Here is a 25,930-nt window from a genome sequence, read left to right on the forward strand (position 1 = left end):
ACCTAACGCATCGGCGGGTTCGGGGGCGGGGTCACCGGTTCCCGAGCACGTCGCGTGTCGCGGGCAGCGCCCGAACGCGGTCGGCGGCGACCAGGCCGATCCTGGTCCTGCGGTCCAGCAGGTCGGCCTCGTCCAGCGCGCCCTCGTGCCGGACCGACCAGAGCAGGTCGCCCTTGGTCAGGCCGAGCCCGACCTCTTCCGGATGGGCCTTGACCAGCTCGTACGCCGCCTCGGCCTCGCTGCCGTACCGCTCGGTGAGCCGCGCCGGCACGCCGCCCGGCTGCGGTCCGGCGCCGACCAGGGGGATCTTCTTCGTCCGGCTCGGTCCGGCGTCGAGCTCTTTGAGGGAGACTGCCCGGTCCACGGCGTCCTCGGCCATTCGCCGGTATGTGGTGAGTTTGCCCCCGACGACCGTGACCACGCCGCCGTCCGACAGGACCGCGTGCCGGCGCGAGAGGTCCGCCGTGCGGCCGTCGGCGGCCAGAAGCGGCCTCAGGCCCGCGTACGCGCCCGCGACCGCCTCAGGGGTCACCCGGGCCTCAAGGATGCCGTTCAGCACCTCCAGGAGCGCTGTGACGTCCTCCGCGGGCACATCGGGAACGTCCGGCACCGGCCCGTCCACCGGCTCGTCGGTCAGCCCGACGTAGACGCGCCCGTCGCCCTGGGGAAGTACGAGCGCGAATCGGTTGGTCTCTCCGGGAATGGGCACGTGCATGCCGGCGATCAGCCCCGGCAACGTCCCCGCGTCGAGCACGAGGTGGCTGCCCCTGGACGGACGCAGCCGCACCGCCGGGTCGAGCTGCCCGGCCCACACGCCCGTCGCGTTGACCACCGCCCTGGCCCGGACGGTGAACTGCTCGCCGGTCAGCTCGTCGCGCACCTCGGCGCCCTCGTCCGTGAGCCGCAGGGCCCGGCAGCGGGTCAGGACGCGGGCGCCGTGCCCGGCGGCGGTCCTGGCCAGCGCCACGACCAGGCGGGCGTCGTCGAGCAGCCGGCCGTCCCAGGACAGCAGGCCGCCGCGCAGGCCGTCGCGCGCCAGCACCGGGGCGAGCGTGTGGGCGCGCGCCGCGCCGAGCCGCGTGGGGCCGGGCAGCAGGCGGCGCGGGGTGCGCGCGGCGGTCCGCAGCCCGTCGCCGAGCCGGTAGCCGGCCATCACCACGGCGGCCTGCCGCCGGTCGACCGCCGGCGTCAGCGGCAGCAGGTACGGATGCGCCTTGACCAGGTGCGGAGCCGTCGTCCTGAGCAGGATGCCGCGCTCGACCGCGCTCTCGTAGGCCACGTCCACCTGGCCCTTGGCCAGGTAGCGCAGCCCGCCGTGGACCATCTTGGAGCTCCACCTCGACGTGCCGAAAGCCAGGTCGTGCGCGTCGATCGCGGCTACCCTCAAGCCGCGGGAGGCGGCGTCCAGGGCCGCGCCGGCTCCCGTCGCACCGAGCCCCACCACCAGCACGTCGAGCCGCTCCCCGGCGACCACGCCCAGTTCGTACGACCTTCTGCGGGCGTTCAGCGAGCTATCCAAGGTAGGCCTCCAGCAGCGCGGCGAGTTCGGCGTCCAGGTCGTCGAGCGTCACGGGGTCGAGCATCGTGGGGGCCGACAGCAGGAACGACTGGGCCACCAGCAGCACGGCCCGCGCCCTGGCCGGGCCGCCGACGGCCGGCTCCAGCAGGGCCAGCACCGCCTCGTGGCTCGCCCCCCGCCGGTCCAGCAGGTACGGCAGCAGCAGCTCCGGGTCCGCCTCCACGATCTTCCGCCACAGCGGGTGCGCGCGCAGCCCGCGTACGCCGTCCACGATCGCGCGTACCGGATCGGACAGGTCGAGCCGCGACACCACCGCGACCCACTCCCGCGTCATCAGGTCGGCGACCAGCGAGCGCACGTCCGGCCAGCGGCGGTAGATCGTCATCCGCGACACGCCCGCCCGCCTGGCCACGTCCGTGAGCGTGGTCCTGCGCACGCCGTAGGCCAGCACGCACGCGCGCGCCGCGTCCAGCACGCCCTCATTGTGACGGTTCGACGTCATGTGTCACAGTGTATGCGTGACCGGTGAACCCATGCTCTGGTGTGGCTGGGGCGACCCCGCCAAGGCCCGCGAGCTGCCCGAACAGATCCGCAAGCTGCTGCACGACCTCCTCGGCGTGCGCGCGCCCGAAACCCCGGCCGCCGCCTTCGACGACGTGCGGCTGCCGCCGGTCGCGCTGCCCGAGCCGGTGCTGGCCGCCCTCGCGGCCGTCGCCGGGCCCGCGCACGTGCTGACGTCGCACGAGGCCAGGCTGCGGCACACGCGCGGCAAGTCCACGCCCGACCTGCTGCGGATGCGCGCCGGCGACGGGTCCGACGCCCCCGACGCGGTCGTGCTGCCCGGCTCGCACGACGAGGTGGCTGAGCTGCTGCGGCTGTGCGCGGCCGAGCGGGTCGCGGTCGTGCCGTTCGGCGGCGGCACCTCCGTCGTCGGCGGGCTCGTGGCCGCGCGGGCCGGCTTCACCGGCGTGATCGCGCTCGACCTGGGCAGGCTCGACCGGCTGCGCTCGGTCGACGCCGAGTCGATGGTCGCCGACTTCGAGCCGGGCGTGCGCGCCCCCGAGGCCGAGCGGCTGCTCGCCGAGCACGGCCTCACGCTCGGGCACTTCCCCCAGTCCTTCGAGTACGCCACGCTCGGCGGCTTCGCCGCGGCCCGCTCCAGCGGCCAGGCCTCGGCCGGGTACGGCCGCTTCGACGACATGGTCGTCGGCCTCACGCTGGCCACGCCGTCCGGGACGCTGGAGCTCGGCCGCGCGCCGAAGTCCGCGGCCGGGCCCGACCTGCGCCAGCTCGTCCTGGGGTCGGAGGGGGCGTTCGGTGTCATCACGTCGCTGCGGCTGCGGGTGCGCAGGCGTCCGGCCGAGCGCCGCTACGAGGGCTGGCGGTTCGAGTCGTTCCGAGCGGGGACGGCCGCCGTGCGGGCACTCGCCCAGGACGGCCCGCTTCCTACCGTGCTGCGGCTCTCCGACGAGACCGAGACCATGATCGGCCTGGCCCGGCCGGACGCGATCGGCGGCGGCGGCTCCGGCTGCCTGGTGATCCTCGGCGTCGAGGGCGACTGGATCGGCCACCGGCACGCCGCGGCCGCCGCGGTCCTGGCCCGGCACGGCGGCGAGCCGCTGGGCCCCGAGCCCGGCCAGGCATGGGAGCACGGCCGCTTCTCCGCGCCGTACCTGCGCGACTCGCTGCTCGGCGCGGGGGCCACCGTGGAGACCCTGGAGACGGCCGGGTTCTGGTCGAACCTGCCGCGCCTGTACGACGCCGTCCGGCTGGCCCTGCTCGGCGCCCTCGGCTCGCCGCTGGTCATGTGCCACGTCTCCCACGTGTACGAGACCGGCGCGTCGCTGTACTTCACCGTCGTGACCCCGCAGGAGGGCGACCCCGTCGAGCAGTGGGAGCGGGCCAAGCAGGCGGTGAACGCGGCCATCGTCGAGGCCGGCGGCACGATCTCGCACCACCACGGGGTGGGCCGCGACCACCGGGACGCCTACGGCGCGGAGCTGGGCCCGCTGGGCGTGGGAGTGCTCCAGGCGGTCAAGGACCGGCTCGACCCGGCCGGGATCCTCAACCCCGGGGTGCTCGTGCCTCAGTCGCCGCCCGGGATCTGATCGGCCTCGGCCAGCGTCTCGGCGGCGTCGCTGTAGCGGTGGAGCGCCTCGTACGCCTCGGCCAGCCGGTACAGCGAGACCGCGAGGTGGCCGCCGCCGAGCCCGCGGCTGAGCGCCACCGCCTCCTGCGCCATGGGCAGCGCCTCGACGGCGCGGGAGCGGTCGAGCAGCAGCCCGGCCGTGGTGCGCAGGCAGTGGACCAGCAGGCCGGTGTACTCGGCGGGGGAGCCGGCGGCCAGCGCCCGGCTCTGCGCGATGGCCTCGCGGGCCCGTTCGGCGCCCCGGCCCCACCGGGGCAGGCGCAGGGCGTAGGCCAGCAGCGCCTGCACGGCCGCCGCGTCGGGGGTGCCCATCCGGGTCGCGTCGTCCGGGCCGTTCCGGTTCATGGGAGCCCACCTCCGCGTCCCAAGGGCTTGCTTGGGGACGTGAGGTTACACCATGCCGCACCATCTGTGTTTCCGGGAGTACGGAGCGTGGAGTGTGCGCGAATGGAAGATGCCGGTAAAGATGTGGTCATGGTGGAAGTGGCGGCCGAGCGCGGGAAACAACATTCCTCACGGGTGTCGGAGGCGGGGGCCGGCTGGGCCTGTGCGGAACCGGGGACGTTCGCCCAGCTCAGGCCGGACAAGGGCGGATTCACCTGGTTTAATTTACGCACGCTCTGGTTGTCCAGGAACGAGATCCTGGCCGGCTTGTTCGGTGATCCTTCCGGGGAGGTGCGGGAACGGTGGATCGCGGCTCAGGAAGCGCGCGGGATAGATCCGGAATTTCGCATCAAGCCCGGCGTCGGGGGAAATTTCAATTTCCTGATCCTCGGCGACACCGGCGAGGGCGACGCCTCCCAGTACGCCGTCGTCCCCGGCATGCTGAGGCTGGGGCAGGACACGTCGTTCGCCGTCATCGCCAGCGACGTCATCTACCCGACGGGGTCGGGCAACGAGTACGGGAACAAGTTCTTCCGCCCGTACCAGGACTACGAGGCGCCGATCTACGCCATCCCCGGCAACCACGACTGGTACGACGGGCTCGGCGGCTTCATGCGGGTCTTCTGCGACGCCCCGCCACTCAAGCCCAAGCCGGACCGCGGGCTGCGCGGCCTGCTGTGGCGCAAGCCGGAGACGATCGACGAGGCGAAGCTGGCCGAGGCGCGCAAGCTGCGGGGGCGGCCGGCCCAGCAGGCCGTGCAGCCGGCGTCGTACTGGGCGATCGAGAGCGACAGCCTGGTGATCGTGGGCGTGGACACCGGCATCAAGAACGTGATCGACAAGGCGCAGACGGCCTGGCTGCGCCGCGTCTCGCTCGACCCGCGGCCGAAGATCCTGGTGACCGGGAAGCCCATCTACACCGGCAACGTCCACAAGCCGTCACTGCTGGAGGAAGGCGGCACGATCGATGACATCGTGCGCGACCCGGCCCACCGGTACGTCGCGGCCATCGGCGGAGACGTGCACAACTACCAGCGCTATCCGGTCAAGGTGGGCGACCGGGTGATCCAGTACGTCGTGACCGGCGGCGGCGGCGCGTTCATGCACGCCACCCACATCATCGACAGGGTGGACGTCGCCGGCGTGGCCGAGGACGACTTCAAGTGCTACCCGCTGCGCGGCGACTCGCTGTCCTTCTACAGCCAGCTCTACGCCCGCCGGCTGCGGATGAAGTGGCTGCGCCTCACGCCCGAGGAAGCGGTGTGCATCATGTCGAGCCGGATCGGCAACCGGCCGGCCCGGCCGATCGAGGGCCAGGTCACGGTCACCCGGCGGATGCGCTGGGCGGCGCGGCTGCTCGGGGCCTGGCCGTGGCCGTTCAGGCTGCCGGTGGACAAGGTGTTCCACCGCTTCCTGTCGGAGCTGTCCGACTGGGACCACCCGCCGTTCTTCAAGCAGTTCCTGCACGTGTCGGTCACGCCCGACCGGCTGACCCTGCGGTGCTTCGCCGCCACCGGCTGCCTGGAGCAGGAGCTCCGGCCGCCGCTGGAGGACGAGGTGCACATCGGTTTGTCGTAGCTGTTTGGCACCCTTATGTGCGTGTATGTCGTGGTAGCAGGGGAGACGGTGCTCCCCGTCGGGGGAACGGCCCGGCGCGTGGCCGATCCGGCGTCCGCGGTGCGGGAGCTGGAGGCCGGGGCCGGGCCGCGGTGGGTCTGGGCCGACACGCGGGAGACGTACCCGCCGCTGCTGGAGCAGGGTGTGCGGGTCGCGCGCTGCCACGACCTCGCGCTCACCGAGGGGCTGCTGCTCGCCCACGAGGGCCGCTACGGCGAGCCGCGCTCAGCGCGGGCCGCGCATGCCCGGCTGCACGGCCTGCCGGTGCCCGACGACCAGCCGAGCGTGTCCGGCACGCTGTTCGCGCCCGAGCCGCTGGGGGCCGAGGCGGTGGCCGAGGTGCTGGCCGAGCAGCTCCGCCGCATCGAGGCGCTGCCCGAGCCGGGCCGCTTCCGGCTGCTGGTCGCCGCCGAGTCCGCGGGCGCGCTGGTCGCCGCCGAGATGTCGGACGAGGGCATGCCCTGGCGCCGGGACGTGCACGACGCGCTGCTCACCGACATGCTCGGACCGCGTCCCGTGCACGGCATGCGCCCGGCCAAGCTGCAGGCGCTGGCCGACGAGGTGGCGGCGGCCTTCGGGCACCCGGTCAACCCCGACTCGGTGCAGCAGCTCGTCAAGGCGTTCAAGGGCGCGGGGGTGGCGCTGAAGACGACCCGGTCGTGGGAGCTGAAGAAGATCGAGCACCCGGCCGTCGCGCCGCTGCTGGCCTACAAGGAGCTGGCCCGGCTGTACAGCTTCCACGGCTGGGTCTGGGCCGACCAGTGGGTGCGCGGCGGGCGCTTCCGCCCCGAGTACGTCGTCGGCGGCGTGGTGTCCGGACGGTGGGCGACCAGCGGCGGCGGGGCGCTGCAGATCCCCAAGGTGATGCGCCGGGTCGTGGTGGCCGACGAGGGATGGACGCTGGTCGTCGCCGACGCGGCCCAGCTGGAGCCGAGGGTGCTGGCCGCGATGGCCGGCGACGGAGGGCTGGCCAGGGCGGCGGGGGAGATCGACCTCTACTCTGCGCTGGCCCGGTCGTTCGGGGGCGAGCGCGCCAATGCCAAGATCGCGATGCTGTCCGCCATGTACGGCGGCACCAGCGGCGACGCCTCCAAGCTGCTGGCCGTCATGCGGCAGCGCTTCCCGAAGGCGTACCAGTTCGTGGAGGACGCGGCCAAGGCAGGGGAAGAAGGGCGGCTGGTCCGGTCGTGGCTCGGGCGTACCAGCCCGCCGCCGTCCGGGCGGTGGAAGGAGCTCGTGTCCGGCCCGGAGGGCGGGCGGGCGGCCCGCGACCGGGGCAGGTTCACCAGGAACTTCGTGGTGCAGGGCACGGCGGCCGAATGGGCGCTGGCGCTGCTGGCGGTGCTGCGCGGGCTGCTGCCCGAGCCCGCCAGGCTGGTGTTCTTCCAGCACGACGAGGTCATGGTGCACTGCCCGCTGGAGCAGGCGGAGGAGGTGGCCGCGGCGGTGACGACGGCGGCGGCCGAGGCGAGCAGGCTGCTGTTCGGCTCCACCCCGGTGCGCTTCCCGATGGAGACCGTCGCCGTCGCCTGCTACGGCGACGCCAAGTGACCGTCCGAGCCGGTCAGGCGCGTTCGCGGTAGCGGGCCGAGGCCAGCCAGAGGCCGGACAGGGTGACCATGACGCCGACGACCAGGCCGAGCACGCCGTAGGACAGGATGCCCACGATGGCGCCCGCGATGATCGTCCCGGTGGCGCCGCAGACGTTCATGAGCAGGTCGGACAGGCCCTGCACGGCGGGACGGCGGTCGATCGGCACCGACTCGGTGACCAGCGCCGACCCGGCCACCAGCCCGCACGACCAGCCGAGCCCGAGCACGATCAGGGCGGTGGTCACCTGCCACACCCGGTGCCCGGCCGTGCCCGCCAGGACGGCCGCCGCGAGCAGCAGCGCCGAGCCGAGCAGCAGCACCGGCACCTTGCCCGCCCGGTCGGACAGCCAGCCCACGACCGGCGAGAGCATGTACATGCCGGCGATGTGCAGGCTGATCACCAGGCCGATGACGTTCAGGGTCGAGCCGTCGTGGTGGAGCTTCACGGGGGTCATCGACATGATCGAGACCATCGCGGTGTGCGAGACCGCGATCATGACCAGCGCGCGGCGGGCCATGGGGGTCTCGCGCAGCGTCCGCAGGCCCGTCCTGATCGTGCGATGGCGGCCGGGGCCGGGCTCCGGGGCGCCGTCCAGCTCGCGGGCCAGCTTGAGCGGGTCGGGACGCAGGCCGCCGATGATGATCACCAGCGCCACGGCGAACGCCAGCGCCGCGAACGCGAACGGCCCGGCCTTGGCCGCCAGCCCCGCCTGGATGCCCATCCGGTCGGCGGGCTCGGCCAGGTTGGGCCCGGCGACCGAGCCGACCGTCGAGGCCCACACCACCAGCGACAGATGCCGGCCCGCGTGGCCCTGCGGCGACAGATCGGTGGCCGAGTAGCGGGCGGCCAGGCTGCCCGCGCTGCCACCGCCGACCAGCACCAGCCCGGCCAGCAGCAGCGGCCAGTTCCCCAGGCTGATCGCGGCCACCGAGATAGCGCAGCCCGCCAGCGCCGCCAGGTAGGTCAGCGACAGGCCCGCCCGGCGTCCCCCCACGGTCGACAGCCGCGCGGTCGGCAGCGCGAGCAGCGCCGCCCCGAGCACGGTCGCGGTCCCGGCGAACCCGCTGATCACGGTCGAGCCGGACAGCTCGTCGACGACCACCGAGCTGAGCGCCAGCCCGACGGCCACGCCCACACCGCCCACGATCTGCGCGGCGGACAGGACGACCAGGGTCCGGCGTTGGACGTTGACGAGGTCAGGCAGGGAGACGGGGGGTTTCGTGGGGGTGCTGGTCACCTGTGAAGTCTCGCATATACCCCGACATCACCCTAAAGAGGACAGGCATCCATTTCTCTTGGGAAAGGTGCCTTCTATCAGAAGATGGTGACGGAATCCCCCACGGTGATCGTGCCGGGGGCGTCCGGGATCAGGTTGACGCCGAACCAGACCTTGCCGTCCCACTTGCGGTGGCGGGACAGCGTCCTGATGGGCTCCTTGCCCTTGGCGTAGGTCGCGGTGTCGATCGTGGTCAGCACGCAGCGGTCGCAGCCCTTGGTGACCCGGAAGGAGACCTCGCCGATGCGCAGCCGCCGCCACTCGTCCTCGGCGAACGGCCGTTCCGCCCCGTCGATCACCACGCTGGGCCGGAAGCGGCCCATGGGCAGGGGCGGCCGGACCTCCTCGCCGCGCTCGGCCGCCGTCTCGGCGATCCAGTCGTTGAGCCGGTCGAGGGACGCGGTCGTGGTCAGCAGCAGGGGGTAGCCGTCGGCCAGGCTCACCCGGTCGCCGGGCAGGCCGTACTCGGGGTTGACGGGACGGCGGGTCGGGTCGTCGAGCCAGGCCAGCCGCGCCGGACGGCCGATCAGGTCCGACAGCCAGCGGGCCGCGTCGTCGCCGCAGTCGGTGAGCTCGACCGGCGTGCGCCAGACGGTCACCGTGGTCAGGGTGTCGGCAGGGGTGACGCGCAGTGGGGGCGCGTGCGGGCCGGTCAGGGTGAGGGTGTCGCCGTCCAGCTCGGCGACGCAGGCCAGCAGCATCGGGTGCTCGCGGGCGGTCAGCAGGCCGCCCTGCCCGTCGGTCACCAGGTACCGCCGGTCGCCGGCCAGCCCCCACGGCTGCACCTCGGCCCGGTGGACGTCGTGTCCGGCGGTGGACTTGACGGGATAGAAGTGGATGCTCGCCAGTTCCATGGCCAGGACGGTACCTCACGGCCTCGGGACGGCCTCGGCCCGGTGGGCCGCGGCGACCGGCTCCCGGCGCGTACGGGCGGACAGGGCCACCGTGCCCAGGGCCGCGACGCCGAGCACGGCCCCGATCCAGCCCACGGACGGGTACCCGGCGCCCGCCCCGATGGCCAGCCCGCCGAGCCACGGGCCGACGGTGATGCCGACGTTGAAGGCGGAGACGTTCATCGCGGCGGCCATCGTGGGGGCGTCCTTGGCCAGGGTGAAGGCGCGGGTGTTCAGCGTCGGGTTGGTGGCGAAGCCGAACGCCCCGAGCAGCACGATCAGCGGGACGGCCAGCACCGCGACCGGCGCCGCCAGGGCCAGCAGGACCGAGGTCACGACCAGGCCGGCGATGCCCGCGTACAGGGTCGGGAACGGGCGCGCGTCGGCGGTGCGCCCGCCGATGGTGATGCCGATCGTCGCGCCGACGCCGTACAGGGCCAGGACGGCGGGCACCCAGGCCGCCTCCATGCCCGTGGTGTCCACCAGCATCGCGCTCAGGTAGCTGAAGGAGACCAGCAGCGCGCCGGTCGCCAGCGAGGTGGTGGCGAGGGCGATCCACAGGCGCGGGTTCAGCGTCGAGCGCAGTTCGTCGGCGATGCGCGGCGCGTTCTCCCGCTCCGGCCGGTCGCCGGGGATCGTGGCCAGAACGCCCACGGCCGCCAGCGCCGACAGCGCGGCCACGGCCCAGAACGCGGCGCGCCAGCCGAGGTGCTGGCCGATGACCGTGCCCAGGGACAGCCCGAGGACGGTGGCCACGGTCAGCCCGCCCACCAGCACGCTCATGGCCTTGCCCCTGGCGTTCGGCGGCACCAGGCCGATCGCCGTGGAGGCCGCGACCGCCCAGAACCCGGCGTAGACGACCGCGCCCGCCACGCGGGTGGCGAACAGCAGGCCGTAGCTCGACGTCAGGGCCCCGGCCACGTGCGTCAGCGTGAAGACCAGCATGAACGTCAGCAACGCCGTACGGCGCGGCCACCGCAACGTGACCACCGCCAGCACCGGCGCCCCCACCAGCATCCCGATCGCGAACGCCGAGATCAGCAGCCCCGCGTCCGGGACGGACACGCCGAGGTCGGCGGCCATCTCCGGCAGCAGTCCGGCCAGCATCAACTCCGAGGTGCCCTGGGCGAAGATCGCCAACCCCAGGATGAACACCGCCAAAGGCATGATCGACACTCCTGTTTTAGAACGTTCAGTACAAAATTCGGGCACCAAAAAAAGAACGACGCGAGGTCAGAAGGCGGTCAGCGCGGTCGTGGCGATGGATTCGAGCACCGCCCGGTCGGCCCCGCCCCTGGCCGCGACGCGCAAGCCGCTGATCGTGGCCACGACGAAGTGCGCCAGCGCCAGGGCGTCCTTGTCCGCGTCGATCTCGCCGAGGGCCTGCCCGCGCTCGATCGCGCCGCGCAGCGCCTCCACCCGTCGCTCGCCGTCGCGGCGCAGCAGGGCGGCGATGCCGGGATCGTGCGGGGCCACCTCCACCAGGGCGTTGACCACCAGGCAGCCGGCCGGGTCGTCGGCCTCCGGATCGACCGCCTGCCACAGCACGGTCCGGATCTTCTCCACGACCGGCAGGCCGGAGTCCATGAGCTCGATCAGCGCGGACGTGCGCTCCTCGTGGTAGTGGCGAAGGGCCCGCTCGTAGAGATCGCGCTTGCTCGCGAAGGTGTTGTAGATGCTGCTGCGGCCGAGGCCGGTGGCCGCGCACAGGTCCTGGGTCGAGGTGCCTTCGTAGCCCGCGTCCCAGAACGCGCGCATGGCTGCCTCGACGGCGCGGTCCTCCTCGAACGTGCGTGGTCGTGCCATGACGAGCACGCTAGCACGTTTTGGACTGATCGATACAAATATGGGGGGTCAGGTGGTCTGGCGGAACGTGTCCAGGAACACCTTGCGGGCCTCGGCCTGGTCGTCCCACTTCAGCTCGGGCATGTCGAACGAGATCGTGAAGGCGGTCTTGTCGTCGAGCGTGACGTACCGGGTCAGGGCGTGCATCGGGACGCCGTCCGCCGAGGTGTAGGTGTACTCCCAGTCGGCGGCCTTCCAGCCCCGGTAGTCCGTGGCCTGGAGCTGCACCTGGATGTAGCCCTCCACGCCGCCGTCGGCCTCGCGCCGGCTCAGCTCGGCGAGGCCGTCGGCCTGCGGGGCGGCCTGCTCGACCGTGATCCGCGTGCCGGAGTCCCTGGGGCCGGTGAACGTGGCTGCGTCCCCCGAGGTGGCGAGCTTCCAGCCGTCCGGCGCCGCCGCCGCGAAGCCGGGCGCGGTGTGCTCCTTGTAGCCGTCGGGCACCGGGGACGGTCCGGCCTTGCTCGGCGCCGCGCTCGCGGAGGCGCCCGGCGACGCGACGGGCGAGACCTGGGGCGAGCCGCCGGACAGGATGACCGCGATCGCGCCGATCACCACGGCCACGCCCGCGACCGCGCCGGCGATCAGCAGCGGCGTGGGCCTGCCGTCACGCGTCCAGGGGCCGCCGCCCTCCTGGGCCCGGCGGCGGCTCGTGCCGGAACGCGAGGAGCCGGAGCGCGAGGGACCCGTCCGCGCGGAGCCGGTTCGCGTCGAGCCGGTGCGTGTGGAGCCGGTGCGTGTGGAGCCGGTCCGCGACTGGCCGGTGCGCGTGGCGCCGGAGCGCGGCGAGGAGCCGGGCAGGGTCGCCAGGCGGCTGTGGCTGATGTCGTGCGACAGGTCGCGCGAGTGCTCGCGCAGGTCGTCGGCCGAGGCCAGCGGCCACGGGGCCGAGGTGGCCGCCGCCCTGCTGTCCGAGGTCAGCGGCAGGATCGGCTGCGGCGCGGGCGGGACGGGCGCGTCGAGGTCGTCGGGGTCGTCGGCGGGCGGCTCCATCCGGTGCGGCCCCGAGGGGCCGCCGAAGGCGTCGAAGCCGCCGGCCGGGGACGGGAGCTGGTCGGTGCGGTGGCTGCCCGACGGGCTCGACAGCCCGTCGTAGGGCGGCATCGCGTACCCGCCCGCCGGGCCGGCCAGCGGGTCGTACGGCACCCGCACCGGCCCCGAAGGGGTCTCCACGATGCGCGACGGCATCGGCCCGGACGGGAACTCCAGCGGCGGCATCAGCCCCAGCGGCGTCTGGTCCGGCTCGCCCGGCAGCGTCTCGACCGGGCGCGGCCGGGCCGAGCCGTGGGCGCGCAGCACCGCTTCGAGCATCTCGGCGACCTGCTCGGAGGCGAGTCGTTCGGCCGGGTTCTTGCGCAGCAGGCCCTCGATCACCGGCAGCAGCGAGCCGGCCCGCTGCGGCCTGACCGGCTCCTGGGTGAGCACCGCGCCCAGCACGGCGATCGCGTCCGGCCCCTCGTACGGCGGCCGCCCCTCCACGGCCGCGTACAGCGTCGCGCCGAAGGACCACAGGTCGGCCGCCTGCCCGATCGGCTGACCGGACAGCCGCTCCGGCGGCACGTACGCGGGCGAGCCCATGAGCAGCCCGGTCTGCGTGATCGTCACGTCGCCCTCGATGGCGGCGATGCCGAAGTCGGTCAGCACCACCCGGTCCGAGGTCAGCAGCACGTTGCCCGGCTTGATGTCGCGGTGCAGGATGCCGGACGCGTGCGCGTGCCGGAGGGCGTCGAGCACGCGGATGCCGATCTCGGCGGCCTGGATCACCGGCAGCGGCCCGCTCTGCCGTACGGCCTGCTCCAGCGACCAGGCGCGGACCAGTTCCATCACGATCCACGGACGGCCGTCCTCCTCGACGACGTCGTGGACGGTGACGATGCCCGGATGCGTCAGCCGCGCGGCCGACCTGGCCTCGCGCAGCATGCGCCGGTGCGCCGTCTGCGTGCCCGCCTGATCCAGCCCGTACGGCAGGATCAGCTCCTTCACCGCGACGTCCCGGTCGAGCAGTACGTCGTGGGCGTGCCACACCATCCCCATGCCGCCCCTGCCGACCGGCGACATCAACCGGTAACGCCTGCCGACCAGACGCCCCTGGCTCTGCGGGTCACCCCCCGGTGCACCCTGGTCCGGGCCGGGCCCGCCGAGCAAGCGGTCGGCTGCCATCTTGCCGCCCCCATTCAGCCTCATCTGTCACATCAGAGCGTGACCACTTCGTGCGGTAGATCGCCGTACGCGACACCGTGCGCCATGCGCTACTTGCAGATTATGAGGTTCGCCACGATATCGGCGGAAAATCGGTAATGGAAGGCGATGGCCCTTTACAACTGTCCTGACCTGCCGATATACGGCTTTTCAAACTGATCACTTACTCAGCGGCGAGCGCGATCAAGGCGCTGGTGAACGCCTGTGCGGGCGGCTCGACCAGCCCCGCCCCGACCTGACCGGTGCCCGCCACCCGCCCGGCGATCCCGGTGTTGACGACCGGCAGAATGCCCGTCCTCGCGACGAGCGTCACGTCGATGCCGACGGGCGTGCCGCGGAATCCGAGCCCGGGAATCTGGTAGGCGGGGTGCTCGGCGAGCGTGATCTCGTACATCGAGCGGGTGGCCCGTACCGCGTCGGCGACCTCGCCGCCGACGAAGCGCACGATCGCGGGGGCGGCGGCCATCGCGAAGCCGCCCAGCCCGGAGGTCTCGGTGATCGTGGAGTCGCCGATGTCGGGGTTGGCGTCCTGGGGGCCGTACGCGCCGAGGTAGAGCCCGTCCGGCACCCCGGCGGGGCCGGTGAACCAGCGTCCGCCGAGTCCGGAGACCTGCACGCCGAAGTCGGTGCCGTTCCTGGCCATGGCCACGACCAGCGACGAGCCGGGGATGTCGCGGGCGGCGTCCGTGCTCACCTTGCCCGCGGCCATGCCCGCGTTGAGGAAGAAGTGGTCGTTGCCGTTGATGAAGCGCAGCACCTGCGCCGCCTGCGCGGGCGCGGCCTCGACGACGGCCGGGGCCAGCTCGCGCAGCAGCAGGGAGGTGGCCGCGCGGTTGCGGTTGTGCAGCTCGTCGCCCATCTGCAGGGCCTGGGCGATCAGCGAGCGCAGGTCCACCGGGCCGGTACGGGCCAGCGTCGCCGCCAGGACCGGGCCGAGCACCTCGTCCATCCAGCGCAGCCGGTCGAGCACCTCGGGGCCGTACGCGCCGTACCTGAGCACCTTGCCCAGGCCCTCGTTCAGCGAGCAGTAGGCCGTGCCGCCGTGCTCCTCGTCGCGGACCTCCAGCAGCCACATCGACGGGCTCACCACGCCCGCCATCGGCCCCACCGTGGCGTGCTCGTGACAGGGCCGCAGGGCGACCGCGCCCGCCGCCAGCCCGGCCTCGGCCTCCCGCTCGTCGCCGGCCAGGCCCTCCAGCAACATCGCGCCGATCAGCGCGCCGCGCATCGGGCCCGAGGCGCGTTCCCACTCGATCGGCGGCCCGGCGTGCAGGAACGTGCCCACGGGCAGCACCTCGGCGGCCCGCCGCAGGCCCACCAGGTACGGCCGCGCGCCGGTGAGCCGGCGCACGGCCAGCTCGTTGGCGGCCGTCCTGCGCGGGTCGGCCAGCACCTTGGCCAGGGCGTCGGCGGTGCCGGGCAGCGGCGGACGCCAGGCGACGGGCGTCGTCGGCACGGCCTGGGCCGCCAGCGCCTCGTCGAGCAGCCCCGCGCCGACGGTGATCACCCGCGGCGGCCCCGACAACAGGCTCACGACACCCTCCCGGCGACACGGCGAACGGCAACGGACGGAACCAGGGCGGCGGGGGTCACAGGAGGCTCCGGGCGTGTCGGGCGGCCTCGGCGTTGGAGACGAACACGGCCGCCCCGGCCTCGCGCAGCGCGGCGGCCTGCCGGTGCAGGTCCTGCGGGTCGCCCGCGCTGCCGACGAGGGCCACCACGACGGTGGCGGGCGTACGGGCGACGGCCGGCGCCAGCGACGCCGCCGGGTCGGGGTCGGCGACGTGGCCGAGCACGACGTCCAGGAGCACCACCTCGTCCGCCCGGACGCGTGACAGGGCCTCCAGGCGCAGCGTCGGGTCGATCATCGGGTGCGCCCTGCCCCTGGTGTAGGCGTCGTCCCCGAAGTCGGTGAACTCGCCGGGCCCGGCGAGGACGGCGGCCTCCGCGCACAGCGTGCCGCCCGCGTACAGCCCCCTGACGCTCCGCGGCTCCCCGCGCAGCGCCCCCGGCCACGACGGCCACTCGGGCACGCTCCGGCCCAGGGCCCGCAGCGTCCGCGCGGCGGCCTCGGTGAGGTCGGTCTCCGGCAGCATCGCCTCCACCACCGGCGTGCGCATCCCGGCGGCCACCTCCCGGACGGCCCGCGCCACCTCCGGGTCCGGCGGCTTGCCGACCAGCACGACCAGCTCGGTGGCCGGATCGTCGTCGAGCAGCCGCAGCGCGCGCATCGTGGACAGCCCGCCGACCTCGGCCGACAGGTCCCTGCCGCCCACGCCGATGATGTGGCTGACGCCCGCCTCCGCCCAGTCGAGCAGGCACGACACCTGCTGGGCGCCCGTGCCGGAGGCGGCGACCAGGCCGACGGGCCCCGGCCGCAGCACGTTGGCGAAGCCGAGCCCGACGCCCGCGACCACGGCGGTGCCGCAGTCGGGCCCCATGACCAGGACGCCGCGCTCCTCGGCCAGCTCCTTGAGCCACCGCTCCTGGGCCGGGGGCACGCCGTCGCTGAAAATCATCACCGGCAGCCCGGCCTCGACGGCGTCGTACGCCTCGCAGAAGGCGTGCTCGCCGGGCACGGACACCAGGACCAGGTCGGCCGGCGTCCTGGCGGCCGATCGGGTGGTGCGCGGCGGCTGCTCCCCGGCGGTGGTCGTACCGGCGGTGGTCCGGGCGGCCAGGCGGGCGTCCAGCTCCTCGACGGCCCGCGTGGGATCGCCGCCGCGGACGGCGATCAGCAGGTCGCCGGGCCCCGCGGGCGGGGGAGTGAACCCGAGGTCGCGCACGATGGCGAGGTTGAGCTCGGTGGCCATGGCCACCATCGCCACCTCCACGCCCGGCATTTCGGTCAACGTACGACTTATTCGCATCAGGGTGACTGAGTCGTGGTACGTCCCTTTTCGGAGCTGGATCAGGTCGTCGCTCACCGGCGCCCGCTCAACGCCCGGACCGAGTCCAGCCCGATCGAGATGCCCTGCGCGAGATCGGCGCCCGAGGTGTGGCCCAGCCGGTGCAGCCGCCGCAACGCCGGTTCGAGCGCCTGCCTGCCCGCGATGCCGCGCAGCACGCCGGTCACCTCCGGGCTGGCCTCGCCCCTGGCCGCGCAGTGCAGCAGCGTCGCCGAGATCGGCGTCGTACGGGTGCGCGCGTCGAAGGTGACGGTGGCCGCGAGCCAGTCGGCCAGCCAGACCGCCCGTTCCGTGCCGGTCGCCGCGCCGAGGTGCCTCAGCGTCACCAGCAGCCCGGCCAGCACGTCGTCGCCGCTCGGCGTGAGCCCGGGACCGAGCCCCACGAGCCGTTCCGCCGCCGTCACCGCGCCCAGCAGCCGGGCCTGCGCGCAGCTGCTCGCCAGCAGCTCGACCGCGTCGTTCCCGGTCAGGCCGGGCCGTCCCGGGCCGTCCAGGACGATGCCGGCCAGGCTGAGCGGGTCCACCGGGCCCAGCGCGGGAGCCGGGTCCCACCAGCGGCGTACGCCGAGGCTCAGCGAGCCCAGCTCGACGCCGCGGTCGCCCACGGAGGCGTCGTCACCCACGGTGACATGGGGGAGCGGCGTGGCCATCAGCACCGAGTTGGGCAGCCGGGCCGCCTCGCCGGTGATGAGGGCGATCACCGACGGCTCGCAGTCGGTCCTGACCTCCAGGTATATCCCCGCCGAGAACGCCGCGAGCACCCGGGCAGGGCTGCGCGGCCCCTCCAGCACGGGACGCACGGCGGTGCTCGCCGCGCCCGTCACGCGGACGCGGGAACGCCGCGCATGAGTACTGACGGTCACCGAACCTCCCATCGGACCCTGGTCCTGACCGTAGAACGGCCGGAGAACCCTCCGTACGGAGAAATTTGCCAACAGTCAGCGGGAAGGTTGGCTCTTCCTGACAGACCACCTGTGGAGTCACAATCACCACATGGAGCCCCCCGTGCGTCTGGCCAGCACCGGAACGATCATCCACGGCGTCTCCGTCGGAGAGGTGCTCGGCGTCTCGACACTGGCCGAGGCCAGGCTGATCGCGGGGGAGAGCGGGCTCGGACGCATCGTGCAGCGGCTCAACGTCATGGAGGTGCCCGACATCCTGGCCTGGGTCAAGCCGCACGAGCTGCTGCTGACCACCGGCTACCCGCTGCGCAACACGCCGCAGTCGCTCGGCCGCCTGGTCGCCGACCTGGACGAGCGCGGCCTGGCCGCCCTGGCGATCAAGCTCGGCCGGTACGTGGACGAGCTGCCCGCCGAGATGACCGAGCAGGCCGACCGGCTCGGCTTCCCGCTCATCCTGCTGCCCAACGACGTCGGCTTCGACGACATCCTCAACCAGGTGCTCACCGACATACTCAACCGCCAGGCCGCCGTGCTCGCCCGCGCCGAGGAGGCGCACCGGGCGCTGGTCCACGTGGTGCTGGCCGGCGGCGGGCTGAACGAGGTCGCCGCCGAGGTGGCCCAGCTCCTCGACGTGGCCGTGGCCGCCGTGGACGGCTCCGGCCGGGTCCTGGCCACCGCCGGGGCGGCCGAGCACGTCGCCGCGCTGCGCGAGTCGATCTCCCGCGAGGGCCCGCCGCCCGCGCGGACCGCCGACGCGTCCGGGCGCGGCAGGTCGTTCGCCTCGGCCCCCGTGCTGGCCGGCGGCCACCACCACGGCCGGATCGTCGCCTACAGCGCCACCGGCGCGATCAGGGACAGCGACATCGGCATCCTCGAACGCGCCGCGACCGTCGCCGCGCTGGTGGTGACCCGGCAGGAGGCGGTCAACGCCGTCGAGAGCAAGTACCGGGCCGACTTCCTGCGCGACGTGCTCACCGGCCGGGCCGGGACGGCCGAGCGGGTCGACGCCAGGGCCAGGGCGTTCGGCTGGGACCTGGCGCGGCCGGTGATCGTGCTGGTGGCCGAGCTCGACCCCGACGGCGACGAGCGCAGCGCCCAGGACCGGCTGGTGTCCTGCTGGACGGCGGCCGTCCGGCGGCACGACCCGCGCGGCGCGGTGGCCGGGTTCTCGCACGAGGTCGTCGCCGTGGTGGACGCCTCGCTCGACGCCGCCAGGGTGGCCAAGGACGCGGCCTCGGCGTTCGCCGACGTGCCGCCCGCGACGTTCTCGACCGGGACCTCGCGGCCGAGCCCGGGGGCCGGGACGCTGCCGGAGGCGTACTCGCAGGCGCTGAAGGCGGCCCGGGTGGGCCGGCAGCTCCACGGGCCGGGCGCGGTCGCGCACTTCGATCAGCTCGGCGTCTACCGGCTGCTGTCGCTGGTGAACGACACCGGCGAGCTGCACGCGTTCGTCCGCGAGACGCTGGGCCCGCTGGCCTGGGACGAGGACGCCGAGAACGCCGACCTGCGGCGCACCCTCCAGGTGCTCCTGGAGACCAATCTCAACGTCGCCGAGACCGCCCGCAGGCTGCACTTCCACTACAACACGCTGCGCTACCGGATCGGGAAGCTGGAACGCCTGCTCGGCAACTTCACCGACGACCCCCACCTGCGGCTCAACCTGACCCTGGCCCTGCACGTGCTGCGCATGCGCGGCATCTAGGCTTGGGGCTCGTGGATCTGGATTTCGAACTGCGTTCCGAGTACATCCCGCTGTGCGACCTGCTGAAGTACTGCGGGGTCACCGAGACCGGCGGCATGGCCAAACATCTCATCGCCGAGGGCCTGGTCCAGGTCGACGGCGAGGTCGAGCTGCGGAAGACGGCCAAGATCCGCACGGGCCAGGTGGTCAGCGGCGACGGGTTCACGATCCACGTGCAATAACGGCCCGCCGTATCCGGATGGTCGCGACACCCCTTATTGTGCTCTCCGACATGTTCGGAAGACGTCGCCGCTGGTCAGGCGGAAGATTGAGGTGGGTTCGCGGTGTTCAGGTGGAAGCTGCACGGCGACGGGAAACATCTGACGCCGGGAGAGGTCGTCAAGCCTGACGAGCGGCTCTCCTGGCCCAGGATGGTGGGCATCGGCGCCCAGCACGTCATCGCGATGTTCGGCGCGACGTTCGTGTTCCCGCTGGTCATGGGGCTCGACGCGAACCTGGCCGTGATGATGTCCGGCGTCGCGACGATCCTGTTCCTGCTGATCGTCAAGGGCAGGATCCCCAGTTACGTCGGGTCCAGCGCGTCCTTCGTGGGGGCCGTGGTGGCGATCCGGGCGGCCGGGGGCGGCGACGCGACCGTCACCGGCGCGCTGCTGGCGGTCGGCGTCGTGCTGGGCCTGTGCGGGCTGGCCATCCACCTGCTGGGCGTGCAGATCATCCACCGCGTCTTCCCGCCGATCGTCACCGGCGGCGTGGTGATGCTGATCGGGTTCGGCATGGCCTACGTCGCGGCCGACGTCTACTGGCCCAAGGACCCGTGGGTGGCGCTGCTCACGATGGCGGCCACGTTCGTGTTCATCGGGGTCTTCAAAGGCTTCCTCGGGCGGATCGGCGTGCTGCTCGGCCTGGTCTTCGGGTTCGTGCTGTCGTGGGTCTGGGACCTGGTGGGCGGCAAGATCCTGTCCCCCGACGCCACCGGCAAGGTGACCGAGCACTTCCGCGTCGACCTCCAGGGCGTCGCCAAGGCCGACTGGATCGGCCTGCCGTCGCTGCACGGGCCCGTGTTCGAGGTGTCGGCGATCGTGCTGGTGCTGCCGGTCGTGATCGCGCTCATCGCCGAGAACGTCGGCCACGTCAAGGCCGTCGGCGAGATGACCGGCGCGGACGTCGACGGCTACATGGGCCGCGCCATCATGGCCGACGGCGTCGGCACCGTGGTCGCCACCTCGGTCGGCGGCCCGGCCACCACCACGTACGCCGAGAACATCGGCGTCATGGCGGCCACCAAGGTCTACTCCACGGCCGCCTACTACATCGCGGCGGTCATCGCGATCCTGTTCGGCCTGTGCCCCAAGTTCGGCGCGCTCGTGGCCGCGACCCCCGACGGCGTGCTCGGCGGCGTCACCACCATCCTGTACGGCATGATCGGCCTGCTCGGCGCCAAGATCTGGATCGAGAACAAGGTGAACCTGTCCGACCCGGTCAACCTGGTCCCGGTCGGCGCGGGCATCATCATCGCCATCGGTCCGGTCGCGTTCCCGATCACCAGCACGTTCTCCCTGAGCGGCATCGCGCTCGGCACGATCGTGCTGCTCGTCGGCTATCACCTGCTGCGCGCCACGCGCCGCGAACCGGTGCCCGAAACCGGCCGATAACCCCTCTCTTTCCGGCCGGCGACCCTCCCGTACGAGAGGTTCGCTCTGGTGACCGCGGGATGTTTGGCAGATCATGCCCGTGTAGCCGCCTTGCGGCGGTCCTAATGTGCCCGCAAAGGCACGGTCGCCGGCCCGGAAGAGAGGGCGCAGATGGTTTTCGGATGGACCAGACACGGTGACGGCAGGCATCTGGCGCCCGGCGAGGTGGTCAGGCCCGACGAGCGGCTGAGCTGGCCGCGCATGGTCGGCTTCGGCGCCCAGCACGTGATCGCGATGTTCGGCGCCACGTTCGTGTTCCCGCTGGTCATGGGGCTCGACCCGAACGTCGCCGTGATGATGTCGGGCGTCGCGACGATCATGTTCCTGCTGATCGTGAAGGGCAAGGTGCCCAGCTACCTGGGCACCAGCGCGTCGTTCGTCGGCGGCGTGTTCGCCATCAGGGCCGCCGTCGGCACCGACCAGTCCGTCGCGGACGCCCTCGTGACCGGCTCGATCCTGGTGGCCGGGCTCGTGCTGGCGCTCGCGGGGCTGGCCGTGCACCTGCTCGGGGTGCAGATCATCCACCGGATCTTCCCGCCCGTCGTCACCGGCGCGGTGGTGATGCTCATCGGGTTCGGGCTGGCGTACGTGGTCGCCGACGTCTACTGGGGGCAGGACCAGTGGGTGGCGCTGGTGACGATGCTGGTGACGTTCGTGGTGATCGTGGCGTTCAAGGGGTTCGCCGGGCGCGTCGGGGTGCTGATCGGGCTGGTCGCCGGGTTCGCGCTGTCGTGGGTGCTGGACCGGGCGGCCGGTCCGGTCACCTCCGTGCTGCCCGGCCAGAACCTGCGCGACGCGGCCGGCGCGGCCTGCCCGGCGGAGGGCACGTACTGCGTGGCCACGGCCTTCCCGCACGACCGGGTCAGCTTCGACGCCGTGGCCAAGGCCGACTGGTTCGGGCTGCCGGACTTCCACGCGCCCGACTTCCGCTTCTCCGCGGTGCTGCTCGTGCTGCCCGCGGTGATCGCGCTCATCGCCGAGAACGTCGGTCACGTCAAGGCCGTCGGCGAGATGACCGGCACCGACGTCGACCCCTACATCGGCCGGGCGATCATCGCCGACGGCGCCGCCACCGTCGTCACCAGCGCCGTCGGCGGCTCGCCCACCACCACCTACGCCGAGAACATCGGCGTCATGGCCGCCACCAAGGTCTACTCCACGGCCGCCTACTACATCGCCGGCGTGATCGCGATCCTGTTCGGCCTGTGCCCGAAGTTCGGCGCGCTGGTCGCCGCCACGCCGGGCGGCGTGCTCGGCGGCGTCACCGTCATCCTGTACGGCATGATCGGACTACTCGGCGCCAAGATCTGGATCGAGAACCGGGTGGATTTCGCCGACCCGGTCAACATGGTCCCGATCGGCGCGGGCATCATCCTGGCGATCGGACCGGTGACGCACATGATCGGCGGAGACTTCTCCCTTGAGGGCATCGCGCTCGGCACCGTCGTGGTGGTGGGCGGCCACCACCTGCTGCGCGTCATCGCCGGACGCTCCCCGCGGCCGGTCCAGGGCGAGGCCGGGTGAAGCCGCCGCCGTTCGCCTACCACGCGCCCCGCGACCTCGGCGAGGCGCTGCGGACGCTCGCGGAGGTAGACGGCAAGGTGCTGGCCGGCGGCCAGAGCCTGATCCCCATGCTCAACATGCGGCTGGCCGCCCCCGGCCACGTCGTCGACATCAACCGCCTGGCCGTCCTGGACACCGTGGAGGCGGGCGGCGACGGGGTGCGCGTGGGCGCGCTGGCCCGGCACTCGCGGGTGGCCCGGTCCGGCGCGCACCCGCTGCTGACGAAGGCGCTGCGGCTGGTCGCCCACCCCGTGATCCGCAACCGGGGCACGGTCGTCGGGAGCCTGGTGCACGCCGATCCGGCCGCCGAGCTGCCCGCGGTGCTGGCCGTCCTGGGCGGCTCGGTACGGCTGGCCCGCTGGAGCGCCGCCGGGATCACCGAGCGGGACGTGCCGGCCCGGGAGTTCTTCGTCGGGCCCATGGAGTCCGACGTCCGCCCCGGCGAGCTGGCCGTGTCGGCGTACTTCCCTGCGCTCGGCGGCCGGGCCGGGACGGCGTTCCAGGAGGTGTCCCGGCGGCACGGCGACTACGCCCTGGCCGGCGTCTGCGCCGTGGTCACGCTCGACGACGACCTGCGCATCGCCGCGGCCCGGGTCGCCTGCGTCGGCGTGGGCCCGGTCCCCGTCCTGATGGACGTGACGCGCGAGTGCGGCCACCGGCCGGCCGCGAGCGTCGACTGGCCCGCCGTCGCGCGGACCGTGCGGGAGGGCACCGACCCCGAGGGGGACATCCACGCCACCGCGGCCTACCGGCGGCACCTGGTGGGCGTGCTGGCCGAACGGGCACTGCGCGAAGCGGCACGGGAGGGGACGGCGACCGGTGGAACATGAGATCACGCTGACCGTGAACGGCACGGCCAGGCGGGTCAGCGTCCCCGGACGCCGCCTGCTGTCCGACTGCCTGCGTCACGACCTCGGCCTGACCGGCACCCACGTCGGCTGCGAGCACGGCGTCTGCGGCTGCTGCACGGTGCTGCTCGACGGCGAGCCGGTCCGGTCGTGCCTGACGTTCGCGGTCACCGTGGACGGGCGCGAGATCACCACCGTCGAGGGCCTGGCCGGCCCGGACGGGCTCTCGCCGGTGCAGCGGGCCTTCGCCGAGTGCCATGGCCTGCAGTGCGGCTTCTGCACCCCGGGCTTCCTGTGCACGGTGACCGCCCTGCTGGCCGACAACCCGGCGCCCACCCACGAAGAGGTGCTCGAAGGCGTCTCCGGCAACCTGTGCCGGTGCACCGGCTACCAGAACATCATCAAGGCCGTCCACCGCGCCGCCGAGCTGCTGGCGGAGGAGTCATGAGCCTGGTTCCAGCCGGTGGGCCGTGTGTGGAGGTGTCGTGAGCACCAGACTGTTCGGTGAGCCGGTGCAGCGGCGGGAGGACCCGAGACTGCTCACCGGCCAGGGCCGCTACCTCGACGACCTCGGCGGCGACGCGCTCGCCGCCGCGTTCGTCAGGTCGCCCCACGCCCACGCCCGCGTCGGCGACATCGACGTGTCCGCCGCGCTCGACGTGCCGGGCCTGGTCGCGATCTACACCTGGGAGGACCTGCCCGAGCGGGTCGGCCGGCCGCTGCCGCTGCTCATCCCGCACCCGGCGCTCACCCACGGGCGCACGGCGTACCCGCTGGCCAGGGAGGTCGTGCGGCACGTGGGCGAGCCCGTGGTCATGGTCGTGGCCGCCGACCGGTACGCCGCCGAGGACGCCTGCGCGCTCATCGAGGTCGCCTACGAGCCGCTCAAGCCGGTCGTCGGCCTGGCCGAGGCGGTGCAGGGCGCCCAGCTCGTGCACGAGGACGTGCCGGGGAACGTGGGGGCGCACCTCGTCCAGGAGGTGCCGGGGGCCGACGGCAGGGGCGCGCGCGAGGCCGTCGAGGGCGCGCCGCACACGCTGGCCTTCCGGCTCGACATCGAGCGCAGCGCCAGCACGCCCCTGGAGGGACGCGGCGTGCACGCCCGCTGGGACGGCCGCGACCTGCGCGTGCACTCCAGCACCCAGACCTCCACCAGCGTGCGCATGGCCGTCGCCGCCGCGCTCGGGCTGCCGCTGCCGCAGGTCGAGGTGATCGCGCCGGACGTCGGCGGCGGCTTCGGCGTCAAGATCGTGCACCCGTGGCCGGAGGAGATCCTGGTGCCGTGGGCCGCGATGACGCTCGGCCGCGAGATCAAGTGGACCGAGGACCGCAGGGAGCACTTCATCTCCTCGGCCCACGAACGCGCCCAGATCCACCACGTGCGCGTCGGCTTCGACGACGACGGCCGCGTCCTGGGCCTGGACGTGACGATCCTGCACGACCACGGCGCCTACACGCCGTACGGGATCATCGTCCCCATCGTTACCTCCACGCAGTTGCTGGGGCCGTACAAGCCGGGGGCCTACCGGGTCGAGTTCACCGCGGTCTACACCAACACCGTGCAGGTCACGCCCTACCGCGGGGCCGGCCGCCCGCAGGGCGTGTTCTGCATGGAGCGGACCATGGACAAGATCGCCCGCTACCTCGGCAAGGACCGGACCGAGGTGCGCGCGGCCAACTTCATCCGGCCCGAGGAGTTCCCGTACGACCAGGGGATGATCTTCCAGGACGGCCGCCCGCTCGTCTACGACAGCGGGAACTACCCGGAGATGCTCCGCATGATCAAGGAGCTGATCGGCTGGGACACCTTCGAGCGGCGTCCCGGCCGGGGGATCGGCATCGGGTGCTACGTCGAGGGCACCGGGGTCGGCCCGTACGAGGGCGGGCACGTGCAGATCACCTCCGACGGCCGGGTGCACGTCTCGACCGGCCTGACCTCCCAGGGGCAGGGCCACGAGACCGCCTTCGCCCAGATCGCCGCCGCCGAGCTGGGCGTGCCCATCGACCGCGTCAGCGTGGTCACCGGCGACACCCGCAGGTTCGGGTACGCGGTGGGCACCTTCGCCTCCCGGGCCGCCGTCGTCAGCGGCAACGCCATCGCCCTGGCCTGCCGGAAGGTCAAGGAGAAGGCCCTGCGCATCGCGGCCGAGGCGCTGGAGGCCGACCCGGCCGACCTGGAGATCGACGACGGCATGGTGCACGTCGTCGGCGCGCCGACCGCCGCGATCCCACTCTCGACGGTGGCCGTGCTGGCCAACCCGCTGCGATACGCCTTCGACGAGGAGACGGCCAGGGCGACCCAGTTCTCCGGCGTGGCCGACCCGTCCCGGCCGCCGGTGGCCGAGGGCGACGAGCCGGGCCTGGAAGGGCGCGGCTACTACTCGCCGATCAGGTCCACGTTCGCCTCCGGCATGCACGCGGCCATCGTGGAGACCGACCCGGACACCGCCGAGATCAAGGTCGTCAGGTACGCCGTCGTGCACGACTGCGGCCGGCTGATCAACCCGATGATCGTGGAGGGCCAGATCCACGGGGGAGTGGCCCAGGGCATCGGCGGCGCCCTGTACGAGCGCATGGAGTACGACGTCCACGGCCAGCTCGTCAACGCCTCCTTCATGGACTTCCTCATGCCGTACGCCACCGAGATCCCCCCGATCGAGACCGCCCACCTGGAGACGCCCTCGCCGCTCAACCCGCTCGGCATCAAGGGCGCGGGCGAGGCCGGCGTGATCCCGGTGTCGGCGGTCATCGCCTCGGCGATCGAGGACGCCGAGGGCATCGAGATCGACCGCATGCCCATCTCGCCGTCCGACCTGTTCGGGCTGCGTATGCGATGATCTGCG

The 25,930-nt window shown here is 73.2% G+C and carries 21 protein-coding genes; 10 read left to right on the forward strand and 11 right to left on the reverse strand.

Features of this window, described 5'->3' with window-relative positions:
* Window positions 1–31: 31 nt before the first annotated feature.
* Together ACWCSU_RS08095 and ACWCSU_RS08100 are read right to left on the reverse strand one after the other, a co-directional pair.
* Entirely contained in the window at window positions 32–1,519 is a 1,488-nt protein-coding gene (locus ACWCSU_RS08095; protein ID WP_449934383.1) for a glycerol-3-phosphate dehydrogenase/oxidase, read from the reverse strand.
* The gene (locus tag ACWCSU_RS08100) at window positions 1,512–2,021 is read right to left on the reverse strand and encodes a TetR/AcrR family transcriptional regulator (RefSeq protein ID WP_357698184.1); all 510 of its coding nucleotides are present in this window, start codon (window positions 2,019–2,021) and stop codon (window positions 1,512–1,514) included. Before ACWCSU_RS08100 ends, ACWCSU_RS08095 begins: the two co-directional genes overlap by 8 nt.
* A 31-nt stretch (window positions 2,022–2,052) precedes the next feature.
* Between ACWCSU_RS08100 and ACWCSU_RS08105 the strand changes: the two genes are divergently transcribed.
* Window positions 2,053–3,627: an FAD-binding oxidoreductase gene (locus tag ACWCSU_RS08105; RefSeq protein WP_449934770.1), complete on the forward strand. Its 1,575-nt coding sequence runs from the start codon at window positions 2,053–2,055 to the stop codon at window positions 3,625–3,627.
* On the opposite strand, the gene ACWCSU_RS08110 is transcribed toward ACWCSU_RS08105, so the two are convergent.
* A complete protein-coding gene (locus ACWCSU_RS08110; RefSeq protein WP_449934385.1) occupies window positions 3,606–4,013 on the reverse strand; it encodes a hypothetical protein in 408 nt (135 codons plus the stop codon). The genes ACWCSU_RS08105 and ACWCSU_RS08110 overlap by 22 nt on opposite strands.
* Window positions 4,014–4,142: 129 nt before the next feature.
* On the opposite strand from ACWCSU_RS08110, the gene ACWCSU_RS08115 reads away from it, so the two are divergent.
* Together ACWCSU_RS08115 and ACWCSU_RS08120 are read left to right on the forward strand one after the other, a co-directional pair.
* Window positions 4,143–5,630, forward strand: coding sequence for a metallophosphoesterase family protein (locus ACWCSU_RS08115; RefSeq protein WP_449934387.1), 1,488 nt, complete (start codon window positions 4,143–4,145; stop codon window positions 5,628–5,630).
* A gap of 15 nt (window positions 5,631–5,645) precedes the next feature.
* Complete coding sequence (locus ACWCSU_RS08120; protein WP_449934389.1) at window positions 5,646–7,220, forward strand: bifunctional 3'-5' exonuclease/DNA polymerase; 1,575 nt, start codon at window positions 5,646–5,648, stop codon at window positions 7,218–7,220.
* Between the two features lie 13 nt (window positions 7,221–7,233).
* Here the strand turns inward: ACWCSU_RS08120 and ACWCSU_RS08125 are convergent, their stop codons facing one another.
* The 8 genes from ACWCSU_RS08125 to ACWCSU_RS08160 form a co-directional block, all read right to left on the reverse strand.
* Window positions 7,234–8,499: an MFS transporter gene (locus ACWCSU_RS08125; RefSeq protein ID WP_449934391.1), complete on the reverse strand. Its 1,266-nt coding sequence runs from the start codon at window positions 8,497–8,499 to the stop codon at window positions 7,234–7,236.
* A 77-nt stretch (window positions 8,500–8,576) separates the two neighbouring features.
* Window positions 8,577–9,392, reverse strand: coding sequence for an MOSC domain-containing protein (locus ACWCSU_RS08130; protein WP_449934393.1), 816 nt, complete (start codon window positions 9,390–9,392; stop codon window positions 8,577–8,579).
* Between the two features lie 15 nt (window positions 9,393–9,407).
* Window positions 9,408–10,598, reverse strand: a complete 1,191-nt coding sequence (locus ACWCSU_RS08135; RefSeq protein ID WP_449934395.1) for a Cmx/CmrA family chloramphenicol efflux MFS transporter — start codon at window positions 10,596–10,598, stop codon at window positions 9,408–9,410.
* A 66-nt stretch (window positions 10,599–10,664) separates the two neighbouring features.
* Entirely contained in the window at window positions 10,665–11,237 is a 573-nt protein-coding gene (locus tag ACWCSU_RS08140; RefSeq protein ID WP_449934397.1) for a TetR/AcrR family transcriptional regulator, read from the reverse strand.
* A gap of 48 nt (window positions 11,238–11,285) precedes the next feature.
* Window positions 11,286–13,457 carry a serine/threonine-protein kinase gene (locus tag ACWCSU_RS08145; RefSeq protein WP_449934399.1) on the reverse strand — a complete coding sequence of 724 codons (2,172 nt, stop codon included), beginning with the start codon at window positions 13,455–13,457 and terminating at the stop codon, window positions 11,286–11,288.
* A gap of 178 nt (window positions 13,458–13,635) precedes the next feature.
* Entirely contained in the window at window positions 13,636–15,006 is a 1,371-nt protein-coding gene (locus ACWCSU_RS08150) for a YlbE family protein (protein WP_364089855.1), read from the reverse strand.
* Window positions 15,007–15,061: 55 nt separating this feature from the next.
* Window positions 15,062–16,315, reverse strand: a complete 1,254-nt coding sequence (locus ACWCSU_RS08155; protein WP_449934771.1) for an FdrA family protein — start codon at window positions 16,313–16,315, stop codon at window positions 15,062–15,064.
* An 80-nt stretch (window positions 16,316–16,395) separates the two neighbouring features.
* Window positions 16,396–17,244 (reverse strand): DUF2877 domain-containing protein, encoded by an 849-nt coding sequence (locus ACWCSU_RS08160; protein WP_449934402.1) that lies wholly within the window; start codon window positions 17,242–17,244, stop codon window positions 16,396–16,398.
* 130 nt (window positions 17,245–17,374) lie between these two features.
* On the opposite strand from ACWCSU_RS08160, the gene ACWCSU_RS08165 reads away from it, so the two are divergent.
* The 7 genes from ACWCSU_RS08165 (at window position 17,375) to cutA (ending at window position 25,924) form a co-directional block, all read left to right on the forward strand.
* On the forward strand, window positions 17,375–18,985 hold the full coding sequence (locus ACWCSU_RS08165; RefSeq protein WP_357698205.1) for a PucR family transcriptional regulator: 1,611 nt from the start codon (window positions 17,375–17,377) through the stop codon (window positions 18,983–18,985).
* 11 nt (window positions 18,986–18,996) lie between these two features.
* Window positions 18,997–19,206, forward strand: coding sequence for an RNA-binding S4 domain-containing protein (locus ACWCSU_RS08170; RefSeq protein WP_352363868.1), 210 nt, complete (start codon window positions 18,997–18,999; stop codon window positions 19,204–19,206).
* A 102-nt stretch (window positions 19,207–19,308) separates the two neighbouring features.
* A complete protein-coding gene (locus tag ACWCSU_RS08175) occupies window positions 19,309–20,637 on the forward strand; it encodes a uracil-xanthine permease family protein (RefSeq protein ID WP_357698207.1) in 1,329 nt (442 codons plus the stop codon).
* A gap of 150 nt (window positions 20,638–20,787) precedes the next feature.
* Window positions 20,788–22,200: a uracil-xanthine permease family protein gene (locus ACWCSU_RS08180; protein WP_357698209.1), complete on the forward strand. Its 1,413-nt coding sequence runs from the start codon at window positions 20,788–20,790 to the stop codon at window positions 22,198–22,200.
* Window positions 22,197–23,069 (forward strand): FAD binding domain-containing protein, encoded by an 873-nt coding sequence (locus tag ACWCSU_RS08185; RefSeq protein ID WP_357698211.1) that lies wholly within the window; start codon window positions 22,197–22,199, stop codon window positions 23,067–23,069. Before ACWCSU_RS08180 ends, ACWCSU_RS08185 begins: the two co-directional genes overlap by 4 nt.
* Entirely contained in the window at window positions 23,059–23,535 is a 477-nt protein-coding gene (locus ACWCSU_RS08190; RefSeq protein WP_357698213.1) for a (2Fe-2S)-binding protein, read from the forward strand. Before ACWCSU_RS08185 ends, ACWCSU_RS08190 begins: the two co-directional genes overlap by 11 nt.
* A gap of 37 nt (window positions 23,536–23,572) precedes the next feature.
* Window positions 23,573–25,924, forward strand: a complete 2,352-nt coding sequence (cutA, locus tag ACWCSU_RS08195; RefSeq protein ID WP_449934406.1) for an aerobic carbon-monoxide dehydrogenase large subunit — start codon at window positions 23,573–23,575, stop codon at window positions 25,922–25,924.
* Window positions 25,925–25,930 lie beyond the last annotated feature (6 nt).

It is taken from the genome of Nonomuraea sp. NPDC001699, from assembly GCF_053596455.1.

Bases quoted from the DNA above. Each gene is read 5' to 3' on its own strand.
- ACWCSU_RS08145 (WP_449934399.1), bottom strand. From the start codon at position 13,457: ATGAGGCTGAATGGGGGCGGCAAGATGGCAGCCGACCGCTTGCTCGGC.
- ACWCSU_RS08115 (WP_449934387.1), top strand. From the start codon at position 4,143: ATGGTGGAAGTGGCGGCCGAGCGCGGGAAACAACATTCCTCACGGGTG.
- ACWCSU_RS08100 (WP_357698184.1), bottom strand. From the start codon at position 2,021: ATGACGTCGAACCGTCACAATGAGGGCGTGCTGGACGCGGCGCGCGCG.
- ACWCSU_RS08180 (WP_357698209.1), top strand. From the start codon at position 20,788: ATGGTTTTCGGATGGACCAGACACGGTGACGGCAGGCATCTGGCGCCC.
- ACWCSU_RS08130 (WP_449934393.1), bottom strand. From the start codon at position 9,392: ATGGAACTGGCGAGCATCCACTTCTATCCCGTCAAGTCCACCGCCGGA.
- ACWCSU_RS08120 (WP_449934389.1), top strand. From the start codon at position 5,646: ATGTGCGTGTATGTCGTGGTAGCAGGGGAGACGGTGCTCCCCGTCGGG.
- ACWCSU_RS08135 (WP_449934395.1), bottom strand. From the start codon at position 10,598: ATGCCTTTGGCGGTGTTCATCCTGGGGTTGGCGATCTTCGCCCAGGGC.
- ACWCSU_RS08140 (WP_449934397.1), bottom strand. From the start codon at position 11,237: ATGGCACGACCACGCACGTTCGAGGAGGACCGCGCCGTCGAGGCAGCC.
- ACWCSU_RS08155 (WP_449934771.1), bottom strand. From the start codon at position 16,315: ATGCCGGGCGTGGAGGTGGCGATGGTGGCCATGGCCACCGAGCTCAAC.
- ACWCSU_RS08105 (WP_449934770.1), top strand. From the start codon at position 2,053: ATGCTCTGGTGTGGCTGGGGCGACCCCGCCAAGGCCCGCGAGCTGCCC.
- ACWCSU_RS08110 (WP_449934385.1), bottom strand. From the start codon at position 4,013: ATGAACCGGAACGGCCCGGACGACGCGACCCGGATGGGCACCCCCGAC.
- ACWCSU_RS08165 (WP_357698205.1), top strand. From the start codon at position 17,375: ATGGAGCCCCCCGTGCGTCTGGCCAGCACCGGAACGATCATCCACGGC.